Source organism: Marinifilum sp. RC60d5 (assembly GCF_052400665.1).
GTDB lineage: Bacteria > Bacteroidota > Bacteroidia > Bacteroidales > Marinifilaceae > JBQTGK01.
The window spans coordinates 33,573-55,238 of record NZ_JBQTGK010000011.1 but is presented as its reverse complement, the minus strand read 5'-3'; the positions used below and the strand labels follow the sequence as shown (position 1 = coordinate 55,238).

The window sequence follows — 21,666 nt, the reverse complement described above, 5'->3', positions numbered from 1 at the left end:
TGGCAAAGTTAGTTGATTTTTGTTAGGTTGTAAATAAAAAAAGCAGCCCCGAAAGACTGCTTTTAGATCTCAAAAGAGATTATATTTTTTATCATTAATTATCCGCGGATAGCTGCTACACCAGGTAATTCTTTACCTTCGATATACTCTAAAAGAGCACCACCACCAGTTGATACGTAACTTACTTTGTCAGCTAAACCATATTTGTTAATTGCAGCAACAGAATCGCCACCTCCAATTAATGAGAAAGCTCCTTTCGAAGTAGCAGTTACAATTGCATCAGCAATAGCTTTGGTTCCTTTAGCGAAAGTATCCATTTCGAAAACTCCAACAGGACCATTCCAAAGAATAGTTTCTGATTCTTCGATTACTTTCTTAAAGTTTTCAATTGTTTTTCCTGCAACGTCTAATCCCATCCAGTCAGCTGGAATTTCAGATACGTTACATTCTTTTGTGTTTGCATCGTTAGAGAAATCATCAGCAATTAATGCATCAACAGCAAGGTGAAGTTTTACATTATTTTCTTCGGCAGCATTTAAAATTTCTCTTGCAATATCTAGCTTATCATCTTCAACCAATGAGTTACCAATGTTACCACCAGTTGCTTTAACAAAAGTATAAGTCATACCACCACCAATAATTAAGTGGTCAACTTTTGGCATTAATGTTTTAATGATATCTATTTTTGAAGATACTTTAGCACCTCCCATAATTGCGGTTAACGGACGCTTAGAATCTTTCAGCACTTTATCAACGCTAGATAATTCCCCTTCCATTACGTAACCAAACATTTTAGCTTCCGGGAAGAATTTTGCAATTACAGCAGTAGATGCGTGAGCACGGTGGGCAGTACCAAATGCATCGTTAATCCATAAATCAGCTAAATTAGCTAGTTTTTGAGCAAAAGCTTCGTCACCTTTTTTCTCTTCATCGTAGAATCTTAGGTTTTCAAGAAGCAATACTTCACCATCTTTTAAATCAGCAGCCATTGTTTTAGCACTTTCGCCAATACAGTCGTCTGCAAATTTAACGTCAACACCTAATTTATTGGAAAGGTGAGAAACGATATGTTTCAACGAGAACTTTTCATCTACACCTTTTGGTCTACCCAGGTGAGACATTAGAATAACAGATCCGTTTCCTTCTAAAACTTTTTTAATAGTTGGAAGAGCAGCACGGATACGTGTGTCATCGGTAATTTCGAACTTGTCGTTTAAAGGCACGTTGAAATCCACTCGGATAATAGCCTTTTTTCCTGAAAAATTGTATGAATCAATTGTTTGCATTGGAAATAGTCTTTAGTTTTTTTTCTTGCCTAGCAAAGGTATGTTTTTATTCAAATTGCTGCAAAAAATAAACAACAATTAGTGTTAATTAAAAGTGTATCAGTATTTAATACGATTTATTATGTGATTTTGAAACGATTGCGTAAAATTTTCTTTAATGTAGATTTGCAATAAAAACGTCATTTTTTTAAATCTACATTAGTAGAAAGTAACTGCTAACAAGTTTAATAATTAAGGCTGTATTCGTTAATTCTCTTTGCATTTATTCATTTGCAAAAAAAATTATTTCTCTTACTTACCAAGTAATTTGTTTTTTGTAATTCACTACGATCTAAGATTATTATATTTTTTTAACTTTGGGTAGCCTGATGTATTTTTGCAATCAATTCAGGTTTTTTGTAAAGCGATCTATTCTCTTTGCTTATGAGTGCCTCTAAATCAGAACAGAACATATTTTCATGCAATTTAAAGATATAATTGGACACGATGCCGTAAAGCAGCGTTTTATTCAGACAGTAAAAGAAAACCGAGTGAGTCATGCGCAATTGTTAATTGGCCCAAAAGGAGTTGGAAAACTTCCCATGGCTATTGCTTTTGCACAATATGTGTCCTGTCTCGATAAAAAAGGCGACGACTCCTGTGGGGTATGTTCATCTTGCAGAAAATATGAAAAACTGATTCATCCCGACTTACATTTTGTTTTTCCAGTTGTAAAAGGAAAAGGATTTACTCATCCGGTAAGTGATAATTTTATTGATTCATGGAGAAATCAAATTCAATCTGATCCGTACTTTGATATTGGCGATTGGTACCGAACCATTGGAGTTGATAATGCTCAGGGAATGATTTATGCCAGCGAGAGCAATGAAATAATAAGGAAACTGAACCTGAAAACGTACGAATCGGATTACAAGATGATGATTATTTGGCTGCCCGAGAAAATGCACTCGGCCTGTGCCAATAAATTGTTAAAAATGATTGAGGAACCTCCTGTAAAAACTTTGTTTTTTATGGTTGCCGAAGAGCCCGATAAAATTATTCAAACTATTTTATCGAGAACACAGCTGGTTAAAATTCCATCAATAGAGCCCAATGCTTTGTCTGAAGCAGTAAATACAGAATTTAATTTAAGCAATCAGGAATTAAACAATGTAGTTCGATTATCGGAAGGAAGTTATCGAAAAGCCAGAATTTTAATTAAAAATTCGGATGAGAATGCTGCAAACTTTGAAAATTTTGTTTCGATTATGCGACGCTGTTATGCTCGTAATGTGCTGGATATTATGGATTGGGCCGAAAAAATTGCAGGCATTGGGCGAGAGCGACAAAAAAGCTTCTTGAATTATTGTGTTAGAATGATTCGAGAGAACTTTATTCTAAATTTAAAGCATCCCGAAATGGTTTATTTAAATGGTGAGGAGATGAATTTTTCTCAGCGATTTTCGCCATTTATAAACGAGGATAATGTTTGGATGATTTCTGATGAATTATCAAAGGCCTATACCGATATAGAAAGAAATGCAAATGCGAAGATTGTATTTCTCGATTTAGGCCTTAAATTGGTTAAATTATTGAGACCTTAAATCACATTAATTATCCGATTTAACTACCTTTAAAGGTTTGTAAATTAAATTCGCTAATTTTGCGGTCGTTTATCGACTTATAATCAATATATATATGATAGAAAATAAGGAACCAAAAGGGAAATGCGGATCATGCGCATCCAATAAAACAGATCATCGACTCCTGGCAGGTAAGCTGGATGTTTATGATTGGCTAAATGATGTTCCTGAAAGTGCACTATGTCCTGATATTGTTGAGGTAAAATTTAAAAATACCCGTAAGGGATTCTATGAAAATTCAAATCAGTTAAGATTACAAAGAGGCGACGTTATTGCTGTTGAAGCATCGCCAGGACACGATATTGGTATTGTTTCTTTAACGGGCGATCTTGTTGTAGAGCAAATGCGGAAGCAAAAGTTGGATCCGAATACTTACGAGGCAAAAAAAATATACAGAAAAGCAAAACCTGTTGATATAGAAAAATGGCAGGAAGCCATTGCACTGGAACATAAAACCATGATAAAGGCACGTCAGATTTCTGCTGAGCTTAGGCTTAATATGAAAATTGGTGATGTTGAATATCAGGGAGATAAAACAAAAGCAATCTTTTATTATATTGCCGACGATAGAGTTGACTTTAGACAGCTAATTAAGGTTTTAGCAGAACAATTCAAAATAAGAATTGAAATGCGACAGATTGGTGCTCGTCAGGAAGCAGGAAGAATTGGAGGAATTGGTCCTTGTGGTCGCGAACTATGTTGTTCTACCTGGATTACCAATTTTGTTTCTGTAACAACCAATTCGGCCCGTTATCAGGAAATTTCTTTAAATCCTCAAAAGCTGGCCGGGCAATGTGGAAAATTAAAATGTTGCTTAAATTTTGAGCTCGACTGTTATATCGATGCTCAAAAAGATTTTCCGAACACAAATATTCCTCTTGAAACAATAGATGGAACCGCTTATCATCAGAAAACAGATATCTTTAAAAGAACCATGTGGTATTCTTTTGATAAGTTTAGTACCATGAATTTGGTTCAAATGTCGGTTGATCGTGTTAAAGAGGTAATCAAACAGAATAAAAAAGGTATTAAGGTTAACGAGCTGGTTTCGAAGAAAGATATTGAAATTAAAAAAGCTCTGGATTACGAGAATGTAGTTGGACAGGATAGTTTGAATCGTTTTGATAAAAAAGAAAATCCGAACAAACGAAAAGGAAAACGAAAGTTCCGTCGTAAGCCTCGAAAACCCAATAAACCAATACAAAAAAAATAACAGATGAAACAACTTATTTGTATTTGTTGTCTTATTATTGGCAGTATTGCATTTTCTTCGTGCGATTCGAATAGAGTTTACGAACAATATGAGAAAATTCCTGATTACAAATGGAATGTGAAAAATGTTTTACGTTTTGAAGTTGAAATAACTGATACATTAAGTTCCCATAATTTATATCTTAATGTAAGGAACTCGGGTGCTTATGCATATAGTAATATGTGGATGTTTATTAAAAAAACAACACCCGATGGAATTGTGAGTGAAGAGAAGTTTGAATGTCCACTTGCATCGGAAAAAGGAGAGTGGTATGGAAGTGGATTTGGCGATATTTTCGATTTGCAGATTCCTTATCAACAAAATGTTATTTTTCCTAAATCAGGAATCTATGTTTTCGAAATTGTTCAGGGAATGCGCGAAGAGGAGTTGGAGAATGTAGTGAATGTTGGAATTCGTATAGAAAAAGCAAATTAATAAAAGCAGCGATTAATCGTGGGAAAGAATAAATTACAGCGTTTTGCTGAAATGGAGACCTTTGATAATGTATTTCAACCAACTCATAACGAAGTTTGGGAGACAGATTATCAATATAAAGGAAAGTGGAAACAGGAAGTATTTAAAAATAATAACCCAATTGTTTTAGAAGTTGGTTGTGGTAAAGGAGAATACTCGGTTGGATTAGCACGAAAATTTCCAAATAAAAATTTTATTGGAATAGATATTAAAGGAGCCAGAATGTGGCGAGGAGCAAAAACTGCTATTGAAGAAGGTCTTTCTAATGTTGCCTTTATTAGAACAAAAGCAGAATTGCTCGAGTCGATATTCAAATCGGGCGAGATCTCGGAGATTTGGATTACTTTTCCCGATCCTCAAATGAAAAAAGAAAGAAAAAGGTTAACGGGAACCAGATTTCTTTCTTTATACTCGAATCTTTTGTCGCAAAATGGAATTATTCATTTAAAAACAGATAGTAACTTCTTGTATGAGTACACTTCTTATGTAATTAAAGAAAATTCGCTTGCCGTAGATATTGATACAAACGATTTGTATAATTCTGATATTGCAGATGATATTCTTTCCATAAGAACCTTTTACGAACAACAATTTTTGGATAGGGGGATTCCTATTAAGTATCAGAAGTTTATGCTCGAAGGAAAGTCAGAATTTATCGAACCCGATGTGGAAATCGAATTGGATGCCTACAGAAGTTTTGGCCGACTTAAAAGAAAAGAATAAATGTCTGATCTGTATGACAGAATATTCAAAGTTGTTCAGCAAATTCCTTTCGGACGAGCTACAAGCTATGGCGCAATAGCTAAGTTTATAGGATCGCCTAGAGGGGCGAGAATAGTAGGTTGGGCAATGAATAGATCTTATTCTAGTAAAGAATATATTCCTGCCCACCGAGTTGTTAACCGAATAGGTATGCTTAGTGGTAAGCATCATTTTCCGGGTGAAAATTTAATGCAGCAATTGCTCGAAAATGAGGGGATTATTGTGATTGACGATCAAATTCAAAATTTTGATAAAATATTTTGGGATCCAATGAAAGAACTTGACTTGGATTCTATTTGAATTGATTCTAAATATATATCTTTGCAGGTATTAAATTTTAATAGTAAAGAACAAAATTTTCATAAATCATGAGTTATACTCAAAAGCAAGTTACTGACGCGTTGCGTTTAGTGCAGTATCCAGGATCCGATAAGGATATCATGGGTTTGGATATGGTTCGTAACATTAAAATTGAAGGAAAGAAAATTAGTTTCGAATTGATTTTTCAAAAATCAGATGATGCAAATATCATTCCTTTGAAAAAAGCCTGTGTTTCTACAATCTTAAAATTTGTAGATAAAGATGCAGACATAAAGGGAAACATTACAGTTAAAGCCGTTCACATGGTTGAAGAAGCTGGAGTTCTTCCTAATGTTACTAATATTATTGCAGTTGCTTCAGGAAAAGGTGGTGTTGGTAAATCAACCGTAGCAACGAATTTAGCAGTTGCATTGGCTAAAACTGGCGCAAAAGTTGGACTGATTGATGCAGATATTTTTGGACCTTCGATTCCTAAAATGTTTGGATCGGAAGATGCTCGCCCAAAATTGATTAATATCGACGGAAAAGATATGATCGAACCACACGAGGTATTTGGCGTTAAAATGTTATCAATTGGTTTCTTTGTAGATCCTGCTCAGGCAACAGTTTGGCGTGGACCCATGGCTTCTAACGCTTTAAAGCAGATGATAGAAGAAGGTAACTGGGGTGCATTAGATTATGTTTTGATTGATTTGCCACCAGGAACCAGCGATATTCACCTTACTTTGGTGCAAACAGTTCCGGTTACCGGTGCAATTGTGGTTAGTACTCCGCAGGAAGTTGCATTGGCCGATGCCATTAAAGGGATTAGTATGTTCGAAGGACCAGGTGTAAATGTTCCTGTTTTGGGATTAATTGAAAATATGGCATGGTTTACACCAGCAGAATTACCAGATAATAAATATTTTATTTTTGGTAAAGATGGATGTAAAAATCTTGCTGAAGAAAAAGGCTTGAAACTTTTAGGACAAATTCCTATTGTTCAAAGTATTCGCGAAGGTGGAGACAATGGTACTCCTGCAGCTGTTAACGAAGATTCGGTAACAGGTATGGCTTTCGCTGATTTAGCTAAAAAACTTATAAATGTAGTTGATGCTAGAAATAAAAATCAAGATCCTACACATCGTGTTGAAATAACCCGATAAGTATAAATTATATTGATATTTTAAAAGGAGCTTAATGCTCCTTTTTTTATTTCCCTTAAATAAGCTTATTTTTAAAAAGTTTTAATAATTTTCAGTCTTAATAAAATAAAACCTTACTGAGAACTGTTATACTTTTTTAGAATAGGATATTTTTATCGTTAAATTTATTAATATCTTAGAATCATTAGGTAAATAGGTAGAACTAAGGGGTTTTATTATAAAAATAGGTTTTGTCATATAAAACATACAATCTTGACTCGAACAAATATTCAAAAAGCTTTACTGATAGTAATCTGTTTAACCTTTGCATTTGCATGCTCAAATCAGAAGAATACTTTTATGAGCAGACAATATCATTCGTTAACAACGCACTATAATGTTTATTTTAACGGAAAAGAAAGTCTTAAAGAAGGAGAGCAGAAGATTGTAAATGGGATTCAGGAGAATTATACCATTTTACTTCCAGTTTTCGAATATCAGAATGTATCGGCCCGATCCTTATCTTTTTCGAGTATGGATAGAGCCATAGAGAAAGCTACCAAAGCAATTAAAATACACTCTATAACACGTAAGCCTAAGCGAAAAAAGAATAACCAATCGGATAAATATAAAGAGTTTAGAAAGAAAAAAGAGTACAATAACTGGATTGATGATTGTTATTTACTAATTGGAAAAGCTCGTTTTTATAAGGGAGAATATCACATTGCAGAGAAAGCATTCGATTTTATTTTACGTGAGTATCCTGATTCTGAACTAGTACCCGAAGCAAAATTATGGAAAGCTACTAGTTTGATTGATAGAGGTGAGTTTATTGCAGGAGGTGAAATTTTAGAGCGATTATCAAATGAAAGTGATTTATCGAAAGAAGATTTATTGAGAATCTCAGCTTTAAATGCCGATGCTTCTATTCGCCAAAACGAATTGGAGAATGCGCTTCCAGAGCTGGAAAGATGTGTGAATTTAGCCGATAAAAAACAAAATAAAGCGCGCTACTATTACTTAATGGCCCAAATATATCAGAAAATAGAAAATCCAAGCGAAGCATCCAGAACTTTTCAAAAGCTAATAGATTTAAAAGCGAGTTATGAAATGACTTTTAATGCGAAAATTAGCCGAGCTTTATCCTATACTGGAAACGAAAATGGAGAAGAGATAAGAAAAGGCCTTCGTAAAATGCTTAGAGATGAGAAAAATAAAGAATATCTGGATCAGATTTATTTTGCAATGGCCGAAATGGATGTAGTCGATGAAAATATAGAGGCTGCAATTCCTAACTACTGGAAATCTACTGAGGTTTCACTTTTTAATGAAAACCAGAAAGCAATTTCCTTTTTAAAATTGGCAGACTATTACTTTGGCGAACAAACCTATATGAAAGCACAAATGTGCTACGATAGTTCCATGACCTATTTAGGGAAAGATTACCCTAACTATTCTAAAATATCGAATCGCGTGGGAAATCTTACCGAGCTGGTTAATAATTTAAATATGGTTGTGCGCGAAGATAGTTTGCAGCGTGTTGCTTTAATGAGTCCTAAAGATCGTGATAAACTTATTAATGGGTTGATTAAAGAGATTAACGATAAAGAAAGAGAAAAAAGATTGATCGAGTCAGAAAATCAGTCGGATAGAGCATTTTATGCTCAAAATAATATGCTTGGAAATTCAACTAGTAGTTCTTCGTCTCAAGGCAACTGGTATTTTTATAATCCTACGAATATAGGTATTGGTAAAGCCGATTTTCAACGTAAATGGGGAAGAAGAAAGCTGGAAGATAATTGGAGAAGAAAAAATCGATCGACATTTAGTATTGAGGATGAAGAGTTAGCTCTGGAAGAAGACAAAAGTGATGGAATCAGTAGTGAGTCGAAAAAGAAAGATCCAAAATCAAGAGATTATTATATGCTTGATTTACCAATGACAAAAGCTGCAATGGTAAAATCTGATGAAAGAATAATGAAGGGACTTTATCAGGCCGCTTTGGTTTATGAGGAAAAACTACAGAATAATACCAAAGCCCTAGAGAGTATGATGCTCTTAATTGAAAGATATCCTGAGAATCCATATCTATTGTCGGCTTATTATCATTGCTATTCCTTAAACAAGTTAGAAGGAAACTCTACACAAGCAGAAAAATACAAGCAGAAAATATTAACAGAATTTAAAGGTAGCGAGTATGCAAAAGCATTAAGCGATCCGAATTACAGACTAAAACTAGATGCCAAAGATCAAAAAGCAAACGCACTGTATGCGCAAGCCTACGAAGACTTTCAGAATTTCTACTATTTTAGAGTTGTAAAATTATGCAGCGATGGATTATTAAGATATCCGGAAAGTGATTTGCGTTCCCGATTTTTGTTTTTAAGAGCTTTGTGTATTGGAAGAACACAGGAATCAAATAACTTTAAACAATCTTTAGAACAAGTGTTAGAGGCGAATCCAACAAAGGAAATTGCCCAAACAGTAAAAGCAATTATTACCGGATTAGAGAAAGGGGTTAAGCCAGTGATTTATACTGCCAGAGATATGGATCTGGCTCGTCAGAATAGACTATTAAGAAATTGGAGAATTGAAGATCAGCAAGCTATGGTTGAAATCGAAACCAGAGATAAGAAAAAAGCTGCTCCTAAAGTATTATATAAATTCACAAAAGACGAAGAACACTATTTTGTTTTGATGTTCTCAAAAAAAGATGGCGACCCTAACCGAAGTTTGTTTAATATTTCGCGATACAATTCCGATGCCTATAATAACCGTACATTTAAAGTAGATCGACTTTCGCTCGATAAAGAGAAAATTATGATTATGGTGAAAGGCCTAAAAGATAAAACTGATGCTTTAAATTATTTTAATGGAATAATTACAAGTACAAAAGCCTTTTCGGGTATTGAAGATATCGATTACCGTAACTTTATCATTACAAAATCGAATTTTGAAATATTAAGGAAGAGCAAGGAAGTTGAGCAGTATCTCGATTTTTATACTAAAACGTATTTTAATATCAAGCGCAAGCATACTACTGAAACGCTTAAGAAAAAAGGAAAACTGGTGTCTGTAAATTCAAATCTCGATTCTGTAAAATTCGAGATGAATGCGAAAGACAATCATAAGTTTATATTACTTGTTCCAGTTCGAAAAGTTAATATTGGTAAACTTAGAAATGATATTTACAATCACGATAAAGATTATAGCGTACTAAAAGATCAGTACGATAGCGATTTAAATATGATTGTAGTAAATAATATTGGAACTAAATCCGATGCAATGAGCTATTTTAGTAAACTGATTGTGGATAAATCGGTATATACTCAGCTGCAGGATGTTGATTATCGAAATTTTATAATCAGTGAAGAAAATTTTAAAAATTTCTATGTGAACAAAACTTTGTTTCCTTACCTGGATTTTTTTAAAAAGAATTACTTTGGAGAAAAAGAATTTATTGTTGCTAAAAAAGAATCAAAGCAAATTGAAGATGGTTTGTTTAAATACGACGAAAACAGAGCTCATTATTTTGCATTGGTTTATTCTACCGATAATGTAAATACCAAGCAATTGTTAAACGGAATAAAAAGGTATAATACCCGAAGTTTAAAAATAGAAGTTCGTAGTTTAGACAACAATAGAGAAATATTACTGGTAACTAATATGCGCAATAAAAAGCAGGCTATGATGTACTTTAGAGCCATAGTTACAAACCGCGATTTGTTTGCTCCAATAGAAAAAGTTGGTTACCGAAACTTTATAATATCCGATGAAAATCTTGAGGTGTTTATGAAAAATAGCGATCCGGCTATCTATATAGAATTCTTTAAAAAGTATTATTTGAAATAGATATTGCGAAATAAATAATTCAACTTGCCGTTTGCTTTAGTATGTGTTCAACTAAAATTTAAGAGACGTGAAAGATATAACAATACTATGGGTTGATGATGAGATTGAATTATTGAAACCCCACATTATTTTTTTAGAAAGTAAAGGTTATAAGCTTGAGTCCTGTAACAATGCTTACGATGCTCTTGATATAGTTCGCACTACTAAGTTAGACCTGGTTTTACTAGATGAAAATATGCCGGGAATGAGCGGTTTGGAAGCTTTAAGCGAAATAAAATCTATTAATTCGGCCTTACCAATTGTAATGATTACAAAAAGTGAGGAAGAAGATATTATGGATGAGGCCATTGGAAAACAAATTTCTGATTATCTGATAAAGCCGGTTAATCCAAAGCAAATTCTGCTTACTCTTAAAAAGCATATCGATAAAAAACGCCTTGTATCCGAGAAAACAACCATGGCTTACCAATCTAAATTTGGGCAAATGGGAATGGAAATTAACGATTGCCGCGATTTTGAAGATTGGATGAAGATGTACCGTAAACTTGTTTTTTGGGAGTTGGAATTATCTAATATCGAAGACTCGGGAATGGATGAAGTTTTGCGCATGCAAAAAACCGAGGCTAATAATTTATTTGCTCGTTTTGTAAAGAAAAATTATTTGTCGTGGTTAGATAATTCTGAGGATAAAACTCCTTTAATGTCGAACAATGTTTTTAAGGAAAAAGTATATCCACTATTAGATAAAGGGCAAAAAGTAGCATTTATTTTAATTGATAATTTGCGTTACGATCAGTGGCAAACCTTATATCCGGTTATTAACCAGTATTATACGCTCGAAGATGATTCGATGTGTTATTCTATTTTACCAACAGCTACACAGTATGCCCGTAATGCTATGTTCTCAGGCTTAATGCCATTGGAAATTCAACGACGATACCCCGATTACTGGATTGACGAAGATGCAGAGACAAGTAAAAATATTCATGAAGAAGATTTTATAGGTTTCCAGTTTAAAAGACACTATAAAGACTATACTTATCATTACGAGAAAATTAATAATGAGAAAATGGGAGCTAAAGTGCTCGATAACCTTAATTCTATTCTTAATTCTCAGTTAAGTGTATTTGTCTATAATTTTGTTGATATACTTTCACATGCTAGAACAGAAAGCGAAATGATTAGAGATTTGGCAGCCGATGAGGCAGCATACCGATCCTTAACTTTATCGTGGTTCGAACACTCTATGCTTTTGGAGTTAATTAAAAAGCTGGCCGAACAAAATGTAAAACTAATTATTACTGCCGATCATGGTTCTATTCGGGTGCAAAACCCAATTAAGGTAATTGGTGACAGACAAACCAATACCAACCTTCGTTACAAACAAGGAAAGAACCTGAATTATAAATCGAAAGAAGTTTTTGAAGTTACCGATCCTCGAAAAGCACAGCTTCCACAAGTAAATGTAAGTTCTTCTTATATCTTTGCATTTGGCGAAGACTTTTTGGCTTACCCGAACAATTTTAATTACTATAGTTCTTACTATCGAAATACCTTTCAGCATGGAGGAATTTCTTTAGAAGAGATGATTGTTCCTTTGGTAACGCTTAGTCCTCGTAAGGTTTAATTATCAATACATAAAAGAGAAATGAGCGAATTAAAAATCAATTCACTTAATGAGATTAATAAGGTTGCCAAAGAATTTATAAAACTGGTTGGCAACAAGCGAATATTTGCCATGCATGGAGCAATGGGAGTTGGTAAAACAACTTTTGTAAAAGCCATTTGCGAAGAGTTGGGGGTTACGGATACGATTAACAGTCCTACCTTTGCCATCGTTAACGAATATCATACAGCTAAGGAAGCAGTTATTTATCATTTCGATTTTTATAGAATTGATGATGTGCAGGAAGCTTATGATTTTGGCTACGAGGATTATTTTTATAGTAATGCCTTATGTTTTATCGAATGGCCCGAAAAAATAGCCTCTATTTTACCAAACGATACGGTTGAAGTTCATTTTAATGAAGAAGCAGATGGTGCCCGTTCAATCCGTATTATTTATTAGCTAAAATCAAAAGTGAGAAAAAGCCAAAATTTTCTTAAATTGTAATTCCTAAGTATAGGTAAGTATCCTGTTTTAATCTTACAATTTTGTGTATGGCGCCGTTAAGTGATAGATCTAAGAATTTTCCATTGGGACATGGTTTTTACCAGCCCAAGGAAGAAATGTTGGAATTAGAACGCAGACATAAGAAACTTGCGATTGGAATTCCCCGTGAAGACTACAGAGGAGAGAATAGGGTGTGCTTAACACCTCAGTCGGTAGAACTTTTGGTGAGTAATGGCCATGAAGTGATCATGGAACGCGGAGCGGGTTTGGCATCTAATTATACCGATAAAGAATATAGCGAGAATGGCGCACTTATCGTAAATCAGAAAAAAGAAGTATATCAATGCGATGTAGTAATGCAGGTTTCTCCTTTCTCAGGACACGAAATTGACATGCTAAAAGGAAATCAGATTCTATTTTCGGCCTTACAAACAAAGAGCCAGTGTGGAGAGAATGTGCGTAAGTTAATGCAAAAAAAAGTGACTGCCATCGCTTTAGAGCTGGTAAAAGACAGAAACAATTATTTTCCGGTAGTTCGTTCAATGGCCGAAATAGCAGGAATCTCTTCCATAATGATTGCTGGCGAATATCTGAGTAAGGCCCATGGAGGAAAAGGTGTTATGTTAGGTGGTATTACTGGTATAACTCCAACCGAAGTGGTTATTTTGGGAGCTGGCACAGCAGCCGAATTTGCTACCAGAGCCGCCTTTGGCTTGGGAGCTATGGTAAAGGTCTTCGACGATTCTATTTACCGCTTGCGCCGATTGGAAGATCATCTTGGTCACCGGGTATTTACATCAATTTTTCATCCTCATGTGCTTCAGAAAGCTTTAGCTTCGGCCGATGTGGTAATTGGTGCGATGCGACATGAGAGCGATTACAAAGGGTATATGGTAACCGAAGAAATGGTGCAGTCTATGAAATCAGGTTCTATTATTATTGATTTAAGTATCGATCAGGGAGGATGTTTCGAAACTTCGATGCTTACAACCCACAGAGATCCGGTATATAAAAAACATGGTGTATTACATTACTGTGTGCCTAATGTGCCATCGCATGTTTCAAGAACGGCTTCTTTGGCTTTAAGTAACATTTGTTCACCGTTACTTTTAAATGTTGGACAAAATGGGGGAATTCATAAATTTATTAAACATGATATTGGTTTACGGCACGGTACTTATGTATATCGGGGTATTTTAACAAACAGAAAATTAGGCGATACTTTTGGTATTTTAGCAAAGGATATCGATTTGTTGCTGGCAGCAATGTAAATTGCTGTAAAATACGTTTTATTATTTTTTAATGCTTATCTGTTCGCAGGATAAGCATTTTAAAGTTTGATCTACTGCCAAAGCAAAACCATCTTGAATCACACTTTTGGTGGTTTTATATTTTTCTTTTAAATGTTTTGGCGCATTTTCAACAACAAAACAATGCTTGCCCCATTCTAACAGGTCAATATCGTTATAGTCGTTACCAATTACAAAGGAATTTTCGGGACTAATTCCAAGTTTATTACACAGCCATTGGCAACCATGTCCTTTCGAAATGTGCAGAGGAAAAATCTCCATCCATATTGATTCATGATCCAAAGGCGATGTTGCACGAATAATTTTTATATCGTCGAATTTGGTTTTTAACTCTTCAAACCAATCTTCTTTATTGGGTAAAATTGCCAATATTTGGCAGGCATCTCTTTGGGTGTCTTCAATTTTTCCTATAGGAGTGGCAAATTGTTTGTAAAGGTTTAATCTTCTGTCAAAATCGGCATTTTTATGTCCGCTTTGATAATACCAAAACTGATGATTCATTGGTATTGGATCAAGAATCATAAAGTCAATTTCATGATCGACTAAAATTTGTGACAATTCACGTACTTCTTTAGCTTCAATTTGTTGCGAGTATATTAATTTCTTTGTGTCCCACCTCATAATTCCTGCTCCCGATGAAAATATCAGGTAATCAATAGGGAAATTATCAGGTAAAACAGCCATGGCAGAATACAGGTTTCTTCCTGTTGCGATAACTCTTATGATATTCGATTCTTTTAATTGTTCCAGGCATTTGTAATTTCTATCACTTATTTCTCCCAACGAGGGTAATAGAGTGCCATCTAAATCGCTAACCACAATCTTTATCTGTTCTACCATAAATTTAAAATTAGTTTAACCTTTAAATTTACATTTTTAGCACGAGAATTATGTCAGAATTTAAATTTAATTATAGTAGTTTGCTGTTTTTAAAAATATGCTCTTACCTCCATGCTTCCAACATGAATGGTTTTTCCACCTTCACTTTGGCGGCCGTTGTAGCTAATATTCATCTGAAAAACTTTCGAGAGTTGCTGATTGTAAGATAGGCTCCAGGTACTGTTGTTGCCAGGTAAAAAACCCTCTAGCATTTCATAGGCAATAGAAGTACCTGAGTTATCATTGTAATCAATATTTAGAAAGTTAAAACTGGCTCTTAACTTGCCGGTTTTCACGATAGAATATTGACAATCGGCACCAGCATTATGGGTTATAGATTTTTCTGTTGCCATACTATTTTCTTTTTGATTAAAAGTGTAGTTTAGGCCAAATTGAAATACCAAACTGGTTTGAAATTTAAGTTTTAGTGCGTTCTTAATTTCATTTATGCGATAGTTTTGATTTGTAAAATTTTCGCTGTAGAGGCTTTTTTTTCCAAAATCGATTCGATTGTTTAACTGATTCGATTTGCCTATTCTCCAATTAAAACGGAATCCGTTTTGATGATACTTTCTTCGTTCAAAACCCTGGCTCAAGAGTTGTTTGCCTTTGTTACTAAGGTGTAGAATATCCCAACTGGTTTTCGATTTTGCTTTTCGATACGAAAGCGTGTTTTGAATGCTTGAGTTAATGGTAATTAAATACTCGTTTGATGATTGAGATTGAAAAGGATTCGCATATAAGTTAAAATCATTCTTCAGGCTTTTTTTAGAAATTCGGTAAGCAAAACGATTGTTAAATCTGGAAAGGAAGCTTGTAAATTTTGACTTGCCTTTTAGTCTTTTTAAACGCAAATTAATAGTTTGACGAAATTCGCTGGTATGTACTTTTTGGTAATTAGTAGTGTTTGTGGCCACACGAATATAGTTTGCTTCATCTTTAAAACTAGCTATTTCGAACTCATTTACTTCTTTAATGTCATTTTCGTTGTAATCCGTCCAGCGATAAACTCCTTGTCCGTCGTTTACTTTAACATACGAATATTCTTTTTCACTTTCTAAGCCCGAACCTAACTCATAATAAGTTGAGCTTTGTAGCAGGCCTTTTTTTATTCGAGCTTGATGTTCCAATTTACCAAGGAATGTATTTTCAGGTTCTTCGGAGCTGTACAAATCATCTAAAATTGAAAATTTGCGGTAAATCGATTCTACTTTTAATTGATTGTTACTATTTTTATTTAACCATATTTTACCACCAAAATCTTCCGATTCACTTTGTATTTTAAGTTTAAGATCTTTGGGCGAATAATCTCTTCTCTTTTTATAATAGGCAGTAAACTCATTAACTGAAGAGTTTTCGTTTGTAATGTAAAATTTATAGGAGTAAAAAGAAAAGCTATTGTTTAATACTGTGTTTTCGTCTTTATTTTTAAACTTATTATTTTCATTTTCGGTTTCCAATCCTATTTTTACAAAATTTAAAGAGTAATTTGTATTTAGTTTGTGCCTGTAAAAATTGCTTTCTATTTCTTCTTGCGTTGTAGACAGAGAGTTTCCCGTAAAAAGTACAGATAGTTTTTTCTGTTGGTATTTTAAACTAAAATCATGCTTTATTCCGCTATAGCTCGATTCCTTTTGTAATAAAGATAAGTTGTAGCTTGCCGAACCCCAATTGTTATTAATAAACGAATTGTTTAAAGAGTAGTAGCTTTCATTTTTTGTGCTGCTTAGTTCGTCGATGTTCCAGTCTCGCTCAAATTCAACAGAGCGAAAATTTTCTATCTCCTCAAAATTATCCTGGATAAAATGAAAGTTGAATTCGTTAAGTAGATATTTATTGGTATCTGCAACATTCGTTTTTTTACTTAATTCAAAATTGGCAGCAATTCCTTTATTGTCGTTATCATTTAAAGAGGAGAAGGTGTTCAGGTCACGATTACTTAATGCCAATTCTAATTTGGTCGCAGTGCTTTCTCCAATCTGGTAATTGGCACCCAGGGTAATCATTTGCTGTTTTTTGGGGCTTACTAATTGCGCCAAAGGAGCATAATCGCCTTGCGGGATATTATTAACAGGATCGATCCATTCAAATACTCTTCCGTTTGCAACACTATTGGTTTGTATGTAATTACCACTATTATTGCCTACATAAGAAAAATTTACCCTATAAATTGCACTATCTGTCTGGGTCGAATATTCGTAAATATCATAATCGTTATTGTTAATTTGTTTACTGATTTTTTTATAAAGAACATAGTCGTTCGAATATTCAACAATTTCTTCTTTTGTAATTTTTGCGAGTTCTAAACTATCTCCAATTTGGCTTAGCAATAATTTATTCTCTTCGCTTAAATTTTGATCCAGAGGTTGATTTTTACTATCCTGTTCATGATATATATTAAACCAGATTTTACCTTTCCTGCTTTTGTAAACATTGGAATTAAATAGTAGGTATCTCGAGTAATTTTCCTCTGAGTACTCAAATTCAACTATAATTCTCGAATTGCCATTAATTGGTTGTTGTGTTGTAAAAGTAAGTTCTGCGGTGTTATAATTAATTACATAGTCGTATTTTTCGCCTCGGCTTAACTGTTTACCATCTATAAATACTTTTTCCGAGCCGGCAAGTACTACAATATAGCTTTCCTTGTTGGAGCCGGTTAATCTGTAAGGTCCCTGAACTCCTTCCGAAGCCTGAATTTCCATTCTATTGAATTTGCCCTTGGCGATAGAGGCGCTAATAGTAGATTCTAATGTGTGTCCATTTTTTCCTTTGCTGATTAACCCCGAAAATTTACCTCCCTGAACTTTTTTGTAAAAGCGCATGAAATCTCCACTTGGAGATTCAATTTCATAATCTCCCAATGTTAATTCTTTTGTGTCATCGTAAAGTTGAATGTAAATTCGATCGAAATCCTGAATGGTTTGAGTATTTCCATCGGGCTGTATGGGGATGTTGTTGTCTGAAATGGCTGCAAGAATATTTACATCGTCGCTTAATTTTCCCGATATCTGAAGATTTAAATTCGAATTCATTACCACATCCTGATTGTTTCCATAAGAAATTCCACGAGAATAATTTCCTTGCTTTTCGAGTTCGCTGCTATTTAAAATTCCTCTGGAATAATCATTTTTCCGAAGCGTAAAAGTTCTTCTTCGAGTATCTCCAGATAGATTTATTTGTGAAATATCTCTGGTATAAATTGGTTTGTTAACATTGTAAGCAAATATCCGGTATTTAAGAGTAATTGTATCGTTTAAAGCTTTAAGTTTCGGACTTGCAATAAATTCACCATTCGTACTATTTATTTTGTACCAGCCCTTATTTACTTCCTGGGTTCCATAAAATACCTTAACTGTTGATGGTAGTATTAGTAAAGAATCTATTTGTATAGTGTCTTTGTTTATTAGTATTTTCTTATATCTCAGGTTGTTTTCGGATTGGCCAAACAAACTTGAAATCGGGGTAATTAGCAATATGAAGAGGATAAATTGTTTCAACAGAATTGTTCTTCTTTGGTTTATGGTGTATGTTCTTATTAGAAATCGCTTGTCTTTAAACGGAATCTAAGTCGTAAAATTATTAGTTTTGCAAAGAATAAAGATAACGAAGCTATCGCGTTAAACATTAATTTTTTTCAAATATGGTTTTCTTTTACAACCTGTCGGTTCGAATATATGTTCTTTTAATAAGAATTGCAGCTAATTTTAATCCAAAAGCCAAACAATGGGTCGATGGAAGAAAAAATTTGTTTGCAAAACTAGAAAAGGCTGTCAAAGGAGAGCAAAATATTGTTTGGTTTCATTCTGCGTCATTAGGAGAATTTGAACAAGGGCGTCCGGTAATTGAAAAGTTTAAAGAGAAGTATCCAGAGTGTAAAATTTTGTTGACTTTCTTTTCTCCTTCTGGATACGAAGTTCGAAAGAATTATGAGGGTGCCGATTTTATTTTTTATTTACCACCCGATTTTCCTACTCAGGTTAAGCTCTTTATGGATATTGTAAATCCTAAAATGGCATTTTTTATTAAGTATGAATTTTGGCATCACTATTTAAAGGAATTGAAAAAAAGAAAGGTGCCAACTTATATTTTTTCTACTATTTTTCGTCCCGATCAATTGTTTTTTAAACGATACGGTAAATTCCATCGAAAAATGTTAACGGCATTTACTCATCTATTTGTTCAGAATAATGAGTCTGTAAGCCTACTAAATAGTATCGGTTTTAATAATGTCACCTTAACCGGAGATACACGGTTCGATCGGGTTTATACAATTGCCAAAGGATCTAAAACATTACCAAAAGTTGAAGGTTTTAGCCAAAACCGACCTGTTTTAATAGCTGGTAGCACTTGGCCTAAAGATGAGGAGAACATCATAAATTATCTTAATACTTCTCAAAATAATTACAAATACATTATTGCCGCACACGAGGTTGATGAAGGTCATATAAATGCAATTACCTCTAAAATTGCAAAAAGCTGGGTGAGATATACCCAAGCATCAAAACAGGAAATTGATAATGCTGAAGTTCTAGTGATAGATTGTATTGGGGTTTTATCTTCTTTATATCGATACGGTACACTTGCCTATATTGGAGGCGGATTTGGTAGAGGAATTCACAATACTTTAGAGGCTGCCACCTTTGGTTTGCCTATTATTTTCGGTCCAAATTACCACAAGTTTCAAGAGGCAAAAGATTTAATTGAAATTGGAGCTTCAAATAGTTATGATAATTTTATTGAGCTATCTAAATTATTAGACTCCTACTATGAAAATGTCCCAGAAAGAACCGAATCCGGACAAAAGTCTAAGAATTATGTAGACGAAAAAAGAGGAGCTAGTACAAAAATATTATCAGAAATTAAGGTCTTTAAATAGATGCTTATTTTACTTCCTAGTGTTTACTGAGGGTGCCACGTTTTTGCCATTTAGTTTTTACGAACGCGCATTTTTTGGTGATGAAAATATTTGTTTAATTCTGTTGGTTTTACTAACTAAAAATTAATACAAAATTTTCCTTTTGGGTAACTTTTTTATTTTTTATAAAAATTAAAGATTTGATAATAAATATATTAACAGGTATTTGTGGATAACTTTTATCCTAAAAACAAAACTAAAGTTGTACGGTAGTGTCACATTGTGTACCTTGCGAAGTACAAAATCTAACTAGGTGAAATAGGTCATTTTGTTGATTTATAGAGAATAATAATCTAATTGAAAAATCATTTTTATATACCCTGAATGGAAGTTAAGGAGAAGCAAAATCACGTTGAAGAGATGGAAGAGACATTCAATACCGAAGAAGCCTTTCAAGCATCTTATGAATATTTTAAAGGAGACGAACTTGCAGCACGTGTTTGGTTAAATAAATACGCACTGAAAGATTCTTATGGAAATATTTATGAAAAGACTCCAGATGATATGCACCGTAGAATTGCAAGTGAGATTGCAAGGATAGAGGCACGTTATCCGAACCCACTAAGCGAAGAAGAAATTTTCGCCGTTTTAAAAGATTTTAAATATATCGTTCCGCAGGGTAGTCCAATGTCTGGTATTGGAAATAAATATCAGGTTGCTTCCTTATCCAATTGTTTCGTAATTGGAAACGAAGGAGACTCTGATTCTTATGGCGGAATCATGAAAATTGATCAGGAGCAGGTACAATTAATGAAACGCCGTGGTGGAGTAGGGCATGATCTTTCTCACATTCGACCTAAAGGTTCTCCAGTTAAAAATTCAGCCTTAACTTCAACAGGAATTGTTCCTTTTATGGAGCGTTATTCAAATTCAACAAGAGAAGTTGCACAAGATGGTCGTCGTGGTGCTTTAATGTTAAGTGTTTCGGTTAAACACCCCGATTCGGAAGAGTTTATAGATGCTAAAATGGAACAGGGAAAAGTTACCGGAGCAAATGTATCTGTAAAAATTCATGATGGTTTTATGCAATCTGTTATTGATGGAACTCCTTATACTCAGCAGTACCCGATTAATTCAAAAACACCTACATATAGTAAAGATATCGATGCCGGTAAATTGTGGAATAAAATTGTACACAATGCATGGAAATCGGCCGAGCCAGGTATTTTATTCTGGGATACAATAGAAAGAGAATCGGTACCCGATTGTTATGCCGATTTAGGGTATAGAACTGTTTCTACAAATCCATGTGGCGAAATACCATTGTGCCCTTACGATAGTTGTCGCTTGTTGGCTATTAATTTATATAGTTACGTAGAAAATCCATTTACAAATAAAGCTAAATTTAATTTTACTTTATTTAAAAAGCATGTTGCTCTCGCGCAAAGAATGATGGATGATATTATCGATTTAGAACTAGAGAAAATTGATGCCATTCTAGAGAAAATAGTTAACGACCCTGAGGATAGTGAAATAAAAAGAGTGGAATCGAAACTTTGGGAGAATATCAGATCTAAAGCTAAAGAAGGTAGAAGAACCGGAGTTGGTATTACTGCCGAAGGGGATATGCTTGCTGCTTTAGGTTTGCGTTATGGAACCGATAAAGCTATTGATTTTGCAGTTGAAGTGCATAAAACAATTGCAATAGAGGCTTATCGTTCGTCGGTATATTTGGCTAAAGATCGTGAAACTAAAAATCCTTTTATAAAAAGATTAAAGGAAGCAGATGCGAGTCTTTACCAAGATATGGTAA

The 21,666-nt window shown here is 34.1% G+C and carries 15 protein-coding genes; 12 read left to right on the top strand and 3 right to left on the bottom strand.

Going from position 1 to position 21,666, the window contains the following annotated elements:
- Positions 1-98: 98 nt before the first annotated feature.
- On the bottom strand, positions 99-1,286 hold the full coding sequence (locus ACT3CE_RS16460) for a phosphoglycerate kinase (RefSeq protein WP_444710867.1): 1,188 nt from the start codon (positions 1,284-1,286) through the stop codon (positions 99-101).
- 458 nt (positions 1,287-1,744) lie between these two features.
- Here ACT3CE_RS16460 and ACT3CE_RS16455 point away from each other — a divergent pair, with 458 nt between their 5' ends.
- From ACT3CE_RS16455 to ACT3CE_RS16410, 10 genes are all read left to right on the top strand, one after another.
- A complete protein-coding gene (locus ACT3CE_RS16455; protein WP_444710866.1) occupies positions 1,745-2,869 on the top strand; it encodes a DNA polymerase III subunit in 1,125 nt (374 codons plus the stop codon).
- A 94-nt stretch (positions 2,870-2,963) separates the two neighbouring features.
- Positions 2,964-4,121 carry a PSP1 domain-containing protein gene (locus ACT3CE_RS16450; RefSeq protein WP_444710865.1) on the top strand — a complete coding sequence of 386 codons (1,158 nt, stop codon included), beginning with the start codon at positions 2,964-2,966 and terminating at the stop codon, positions 4,119-4,121.
- 3 nt (positions 4,122-4,124) lie between these two features.
- Positions 4,125-4,595: a gliding motility lipoprotein GldH gene (locus ACT3CE_RS16445; protein WP_444710864.1), complete on the top strand. Its 471-nt coding sequence runs from the start codon at positions 4,125-4,127 to the stop codon at positions 4,593-4,595.
- 18 nt (positions 4,596-4,613) lie between these two features.
- On the top strand, positions 4,614-5,357 hold the full coding sequence (gene trmB / locus ACT3CE_RS16440; RefSeq protein WP_444710863.1) for a tRNA (guanosine(46)-N7)-methyltransferase TrmB: 744 nt from the start codon (positions 4,614-4,616) through the stop codon (positions 5,355-5,357).
- The gene (locus ACT3CE_RS16435) at positions 5,358-5,696 is read left to right on the top strand and encodes an MGMT family protein (protein ID WP_444710862.1); all 339 of its coding nucleotides are present in this window, start codon (positions 5,358-5,360) and stop codon (positions 5,694-5,696) included. It abuts the gene before it with no gap.
- A 68-nt stretch (positions 5,697-5,764) separates the two neighbouring features.
- Positions 5,765-6,862, top strand: a complete 1,098-nt coding sequence (locus ACT3CE_RS16430; RefSeq protein WP_444710861.1) for an Mrp/NBP35 family ATP-binding protein — start codon at positions 5,765-5,767, stop codon at positions 6,860-6,862.
- Between the two features lie 252 nt (positions 6,863-7,114).
- The gene (porW, locus tag ACT3CE_RS16425) at positions 7,115-10,693 is read left to right on the top strand and encodes a type IX secretion system periplasmic lipoprotein PorW/SprE (protein ID WP_444710860.1); all 3,579 of its coding nucleotides are present in this window, start codon (positions 7,115-7,117) and stop codon (positions 10,691-10,693) included.
- 67 nt (positions 10,694-10,760) lie between these two features.
- Positions 10,761-12,320, top strand: coding sequence for a T9SS response regulator signal transducer PorX (gene porX, locus ACT3CE_RS16420; RefSeq protein WP_444710859.1), 1,560 nt, complete (start codon positions 10,761-10,763; stop codon positions 12,318-12,320).
- Positions 12,321-12,341: 21 nt separating this feature from the next.
- Positions 12,342-12,761, top strand: a complete 420-nt coding sequence (tsaE, locus tag ACT3CE_RS16415; protein WP_444710858.1) for a tRNA (adenosine(37)-N6)-threonylcarbamoyltransferase complex ATPase subunit type 1 TsaE — start codon at positions 12,342-12,344, stop codon at positions 12,759-12,761.
- 92 nt (positions 12,762-12,853) lie between these two features.
- Positions 12,854-14,077 carry an alanine dehydrogenase gene (locus ACT3CE_RS16410; protein ID WP_444710857.1) on the top strand — a complete coding sequence of 408 codons (1,224 nt, stop codon included), beginning with the start codon at positions 12,854-12,856 and terminating at the stop codon, positions 14,075-14,077.
- Between the two features lie 21 nt (positions 14,078-14,098).
- Here ACT3CE_RS16410 and ACT3CE_RS16405 read toward each other — a convergent pair whose 3' ends face one another.
- Together ACT3CE_RS16405 and ACT3CE_RS16400 are read right to left on the bottom strand one after the other, a co-directional pair.
- Positions 14,099-14,956, bottom strand: coding sequence for an HAD family hydrolase (locus ACT3CE_RS16405; RefSeq protein WP_444710856.1), 858 nt, complete (start codon positions 14,954-14,956; stop codon positions 14,099-14,101).
- Between the two features lie 89 nt (positions 14,957-15,045).
- Positions 15,046-18,471, bottom strand: coding sequence for a hypothetical protein (locus ACT3CE_RS16400; protein ID WP_444710855.1), 3,426 nt, complete (start codon positions 18,469-18,471; stop codon positions 15,046-15,048).
- A gap of 167 nt (positions 18,472-18,638) precedes the next feature.
- Here ACT3CE_RS16400 and ACT3CE_RS16395 point away from each other — a divergent pair, with 167 nt between their 5' ends.
- On the top strand, positions 18,639-19,874 hold the full coding sequence (locus ACT3CE_RS16395; protein WP_444710854.1) for a 3-deoxy-D-manno-octulosonic acid transferase: 1,236 nt from the start codon (positions 18,639-18,641) through the stop codon (positions 19,872-19,874).
- A gap of 363 nt (positions 19,875-20,237) precedes the next feature.
- Positions 20,238-21,666, top strand: a 1,429-nt coding sequence (locus ACT3CE_RS16390; protein ID WP_444710853.1) for a ribonucleotide reductase N-terminal alpha domain-containing protein, incomplete at its 3' end; no start/stop codon positions are given.

Bases quoted from the DNA above. Each gene is read 5' to 3' on its own strand.
- ACT3CE_RS16460 (WP_444710867.1), bottom strand. From the start codon at position 1,286: ATGCAAACAATTGATTCATACAATTTTTCAGGAAAAAAGGCTATTATC.
- ACT3CE_RS16455 (WP_444710866.1), top strand. From the start codon at position 1,745: ATGCAATTTAAAGATATAATTGGACACGATGCCGTAAAGCAGCGTTTT.
- ACT3CE_RS16450 (WP_444710865.1), top strand. From the start codon at position 2,964: ATGATAGAAAATAAGGAACCAAAAGGGAAATGCGGATCATGCGCATCC.
- ACT3CE_RS16445 (WP_444710864.1), top strand. From the start codon at position 4,125: ATGAAACAACTTATTTGTATTTGTTGTCTTATTATTGGCAGTATTGCA.
- ACT3CE_RS16435 (WP_444710862.1), top strand. From the start codon at position 5,358: ATGTCTGATCTGTATGACAGAATATTCAAAGTTGTTCAGCAAATTCCT.
- ACT3CE_RS16430 (WP_444710861.1), top strand. From the start codon at position 5,765: ATGAGTTATACTCAAAAGCAAGTTACTGACGCGTTGCGTTTAGTGCAG.
- tsaE (WP_444710858.1), top strand. From the start codon at position 12,342: ATGAGCGAATTAAAAATCAATTCACTTAATGAGATTAATAAGGTTGCC.
- ACT3CE_RS16410 (WP_444710857.1), top strand. From the start codon at position 12,854: ATGGCGCCGTTAAGTGATAGATCTAAGAATTTTCCATTGGGACATGGT.
- ACT3CE_RS16405 (WP_444710856.1), bottom strand. From the start codon at position 14,956: ATGGTAGAACAGATAAAGATTGTGGTTAGCGATTTAGATGGCACTCTA.
- ACT3CE_RS16395 (WP_444710854.1), top strand. From the start codon at position 18,639: ATGGTTTTCTTTTACAACCTGTCGGTTCGAATATATGTTCTTTTAATA.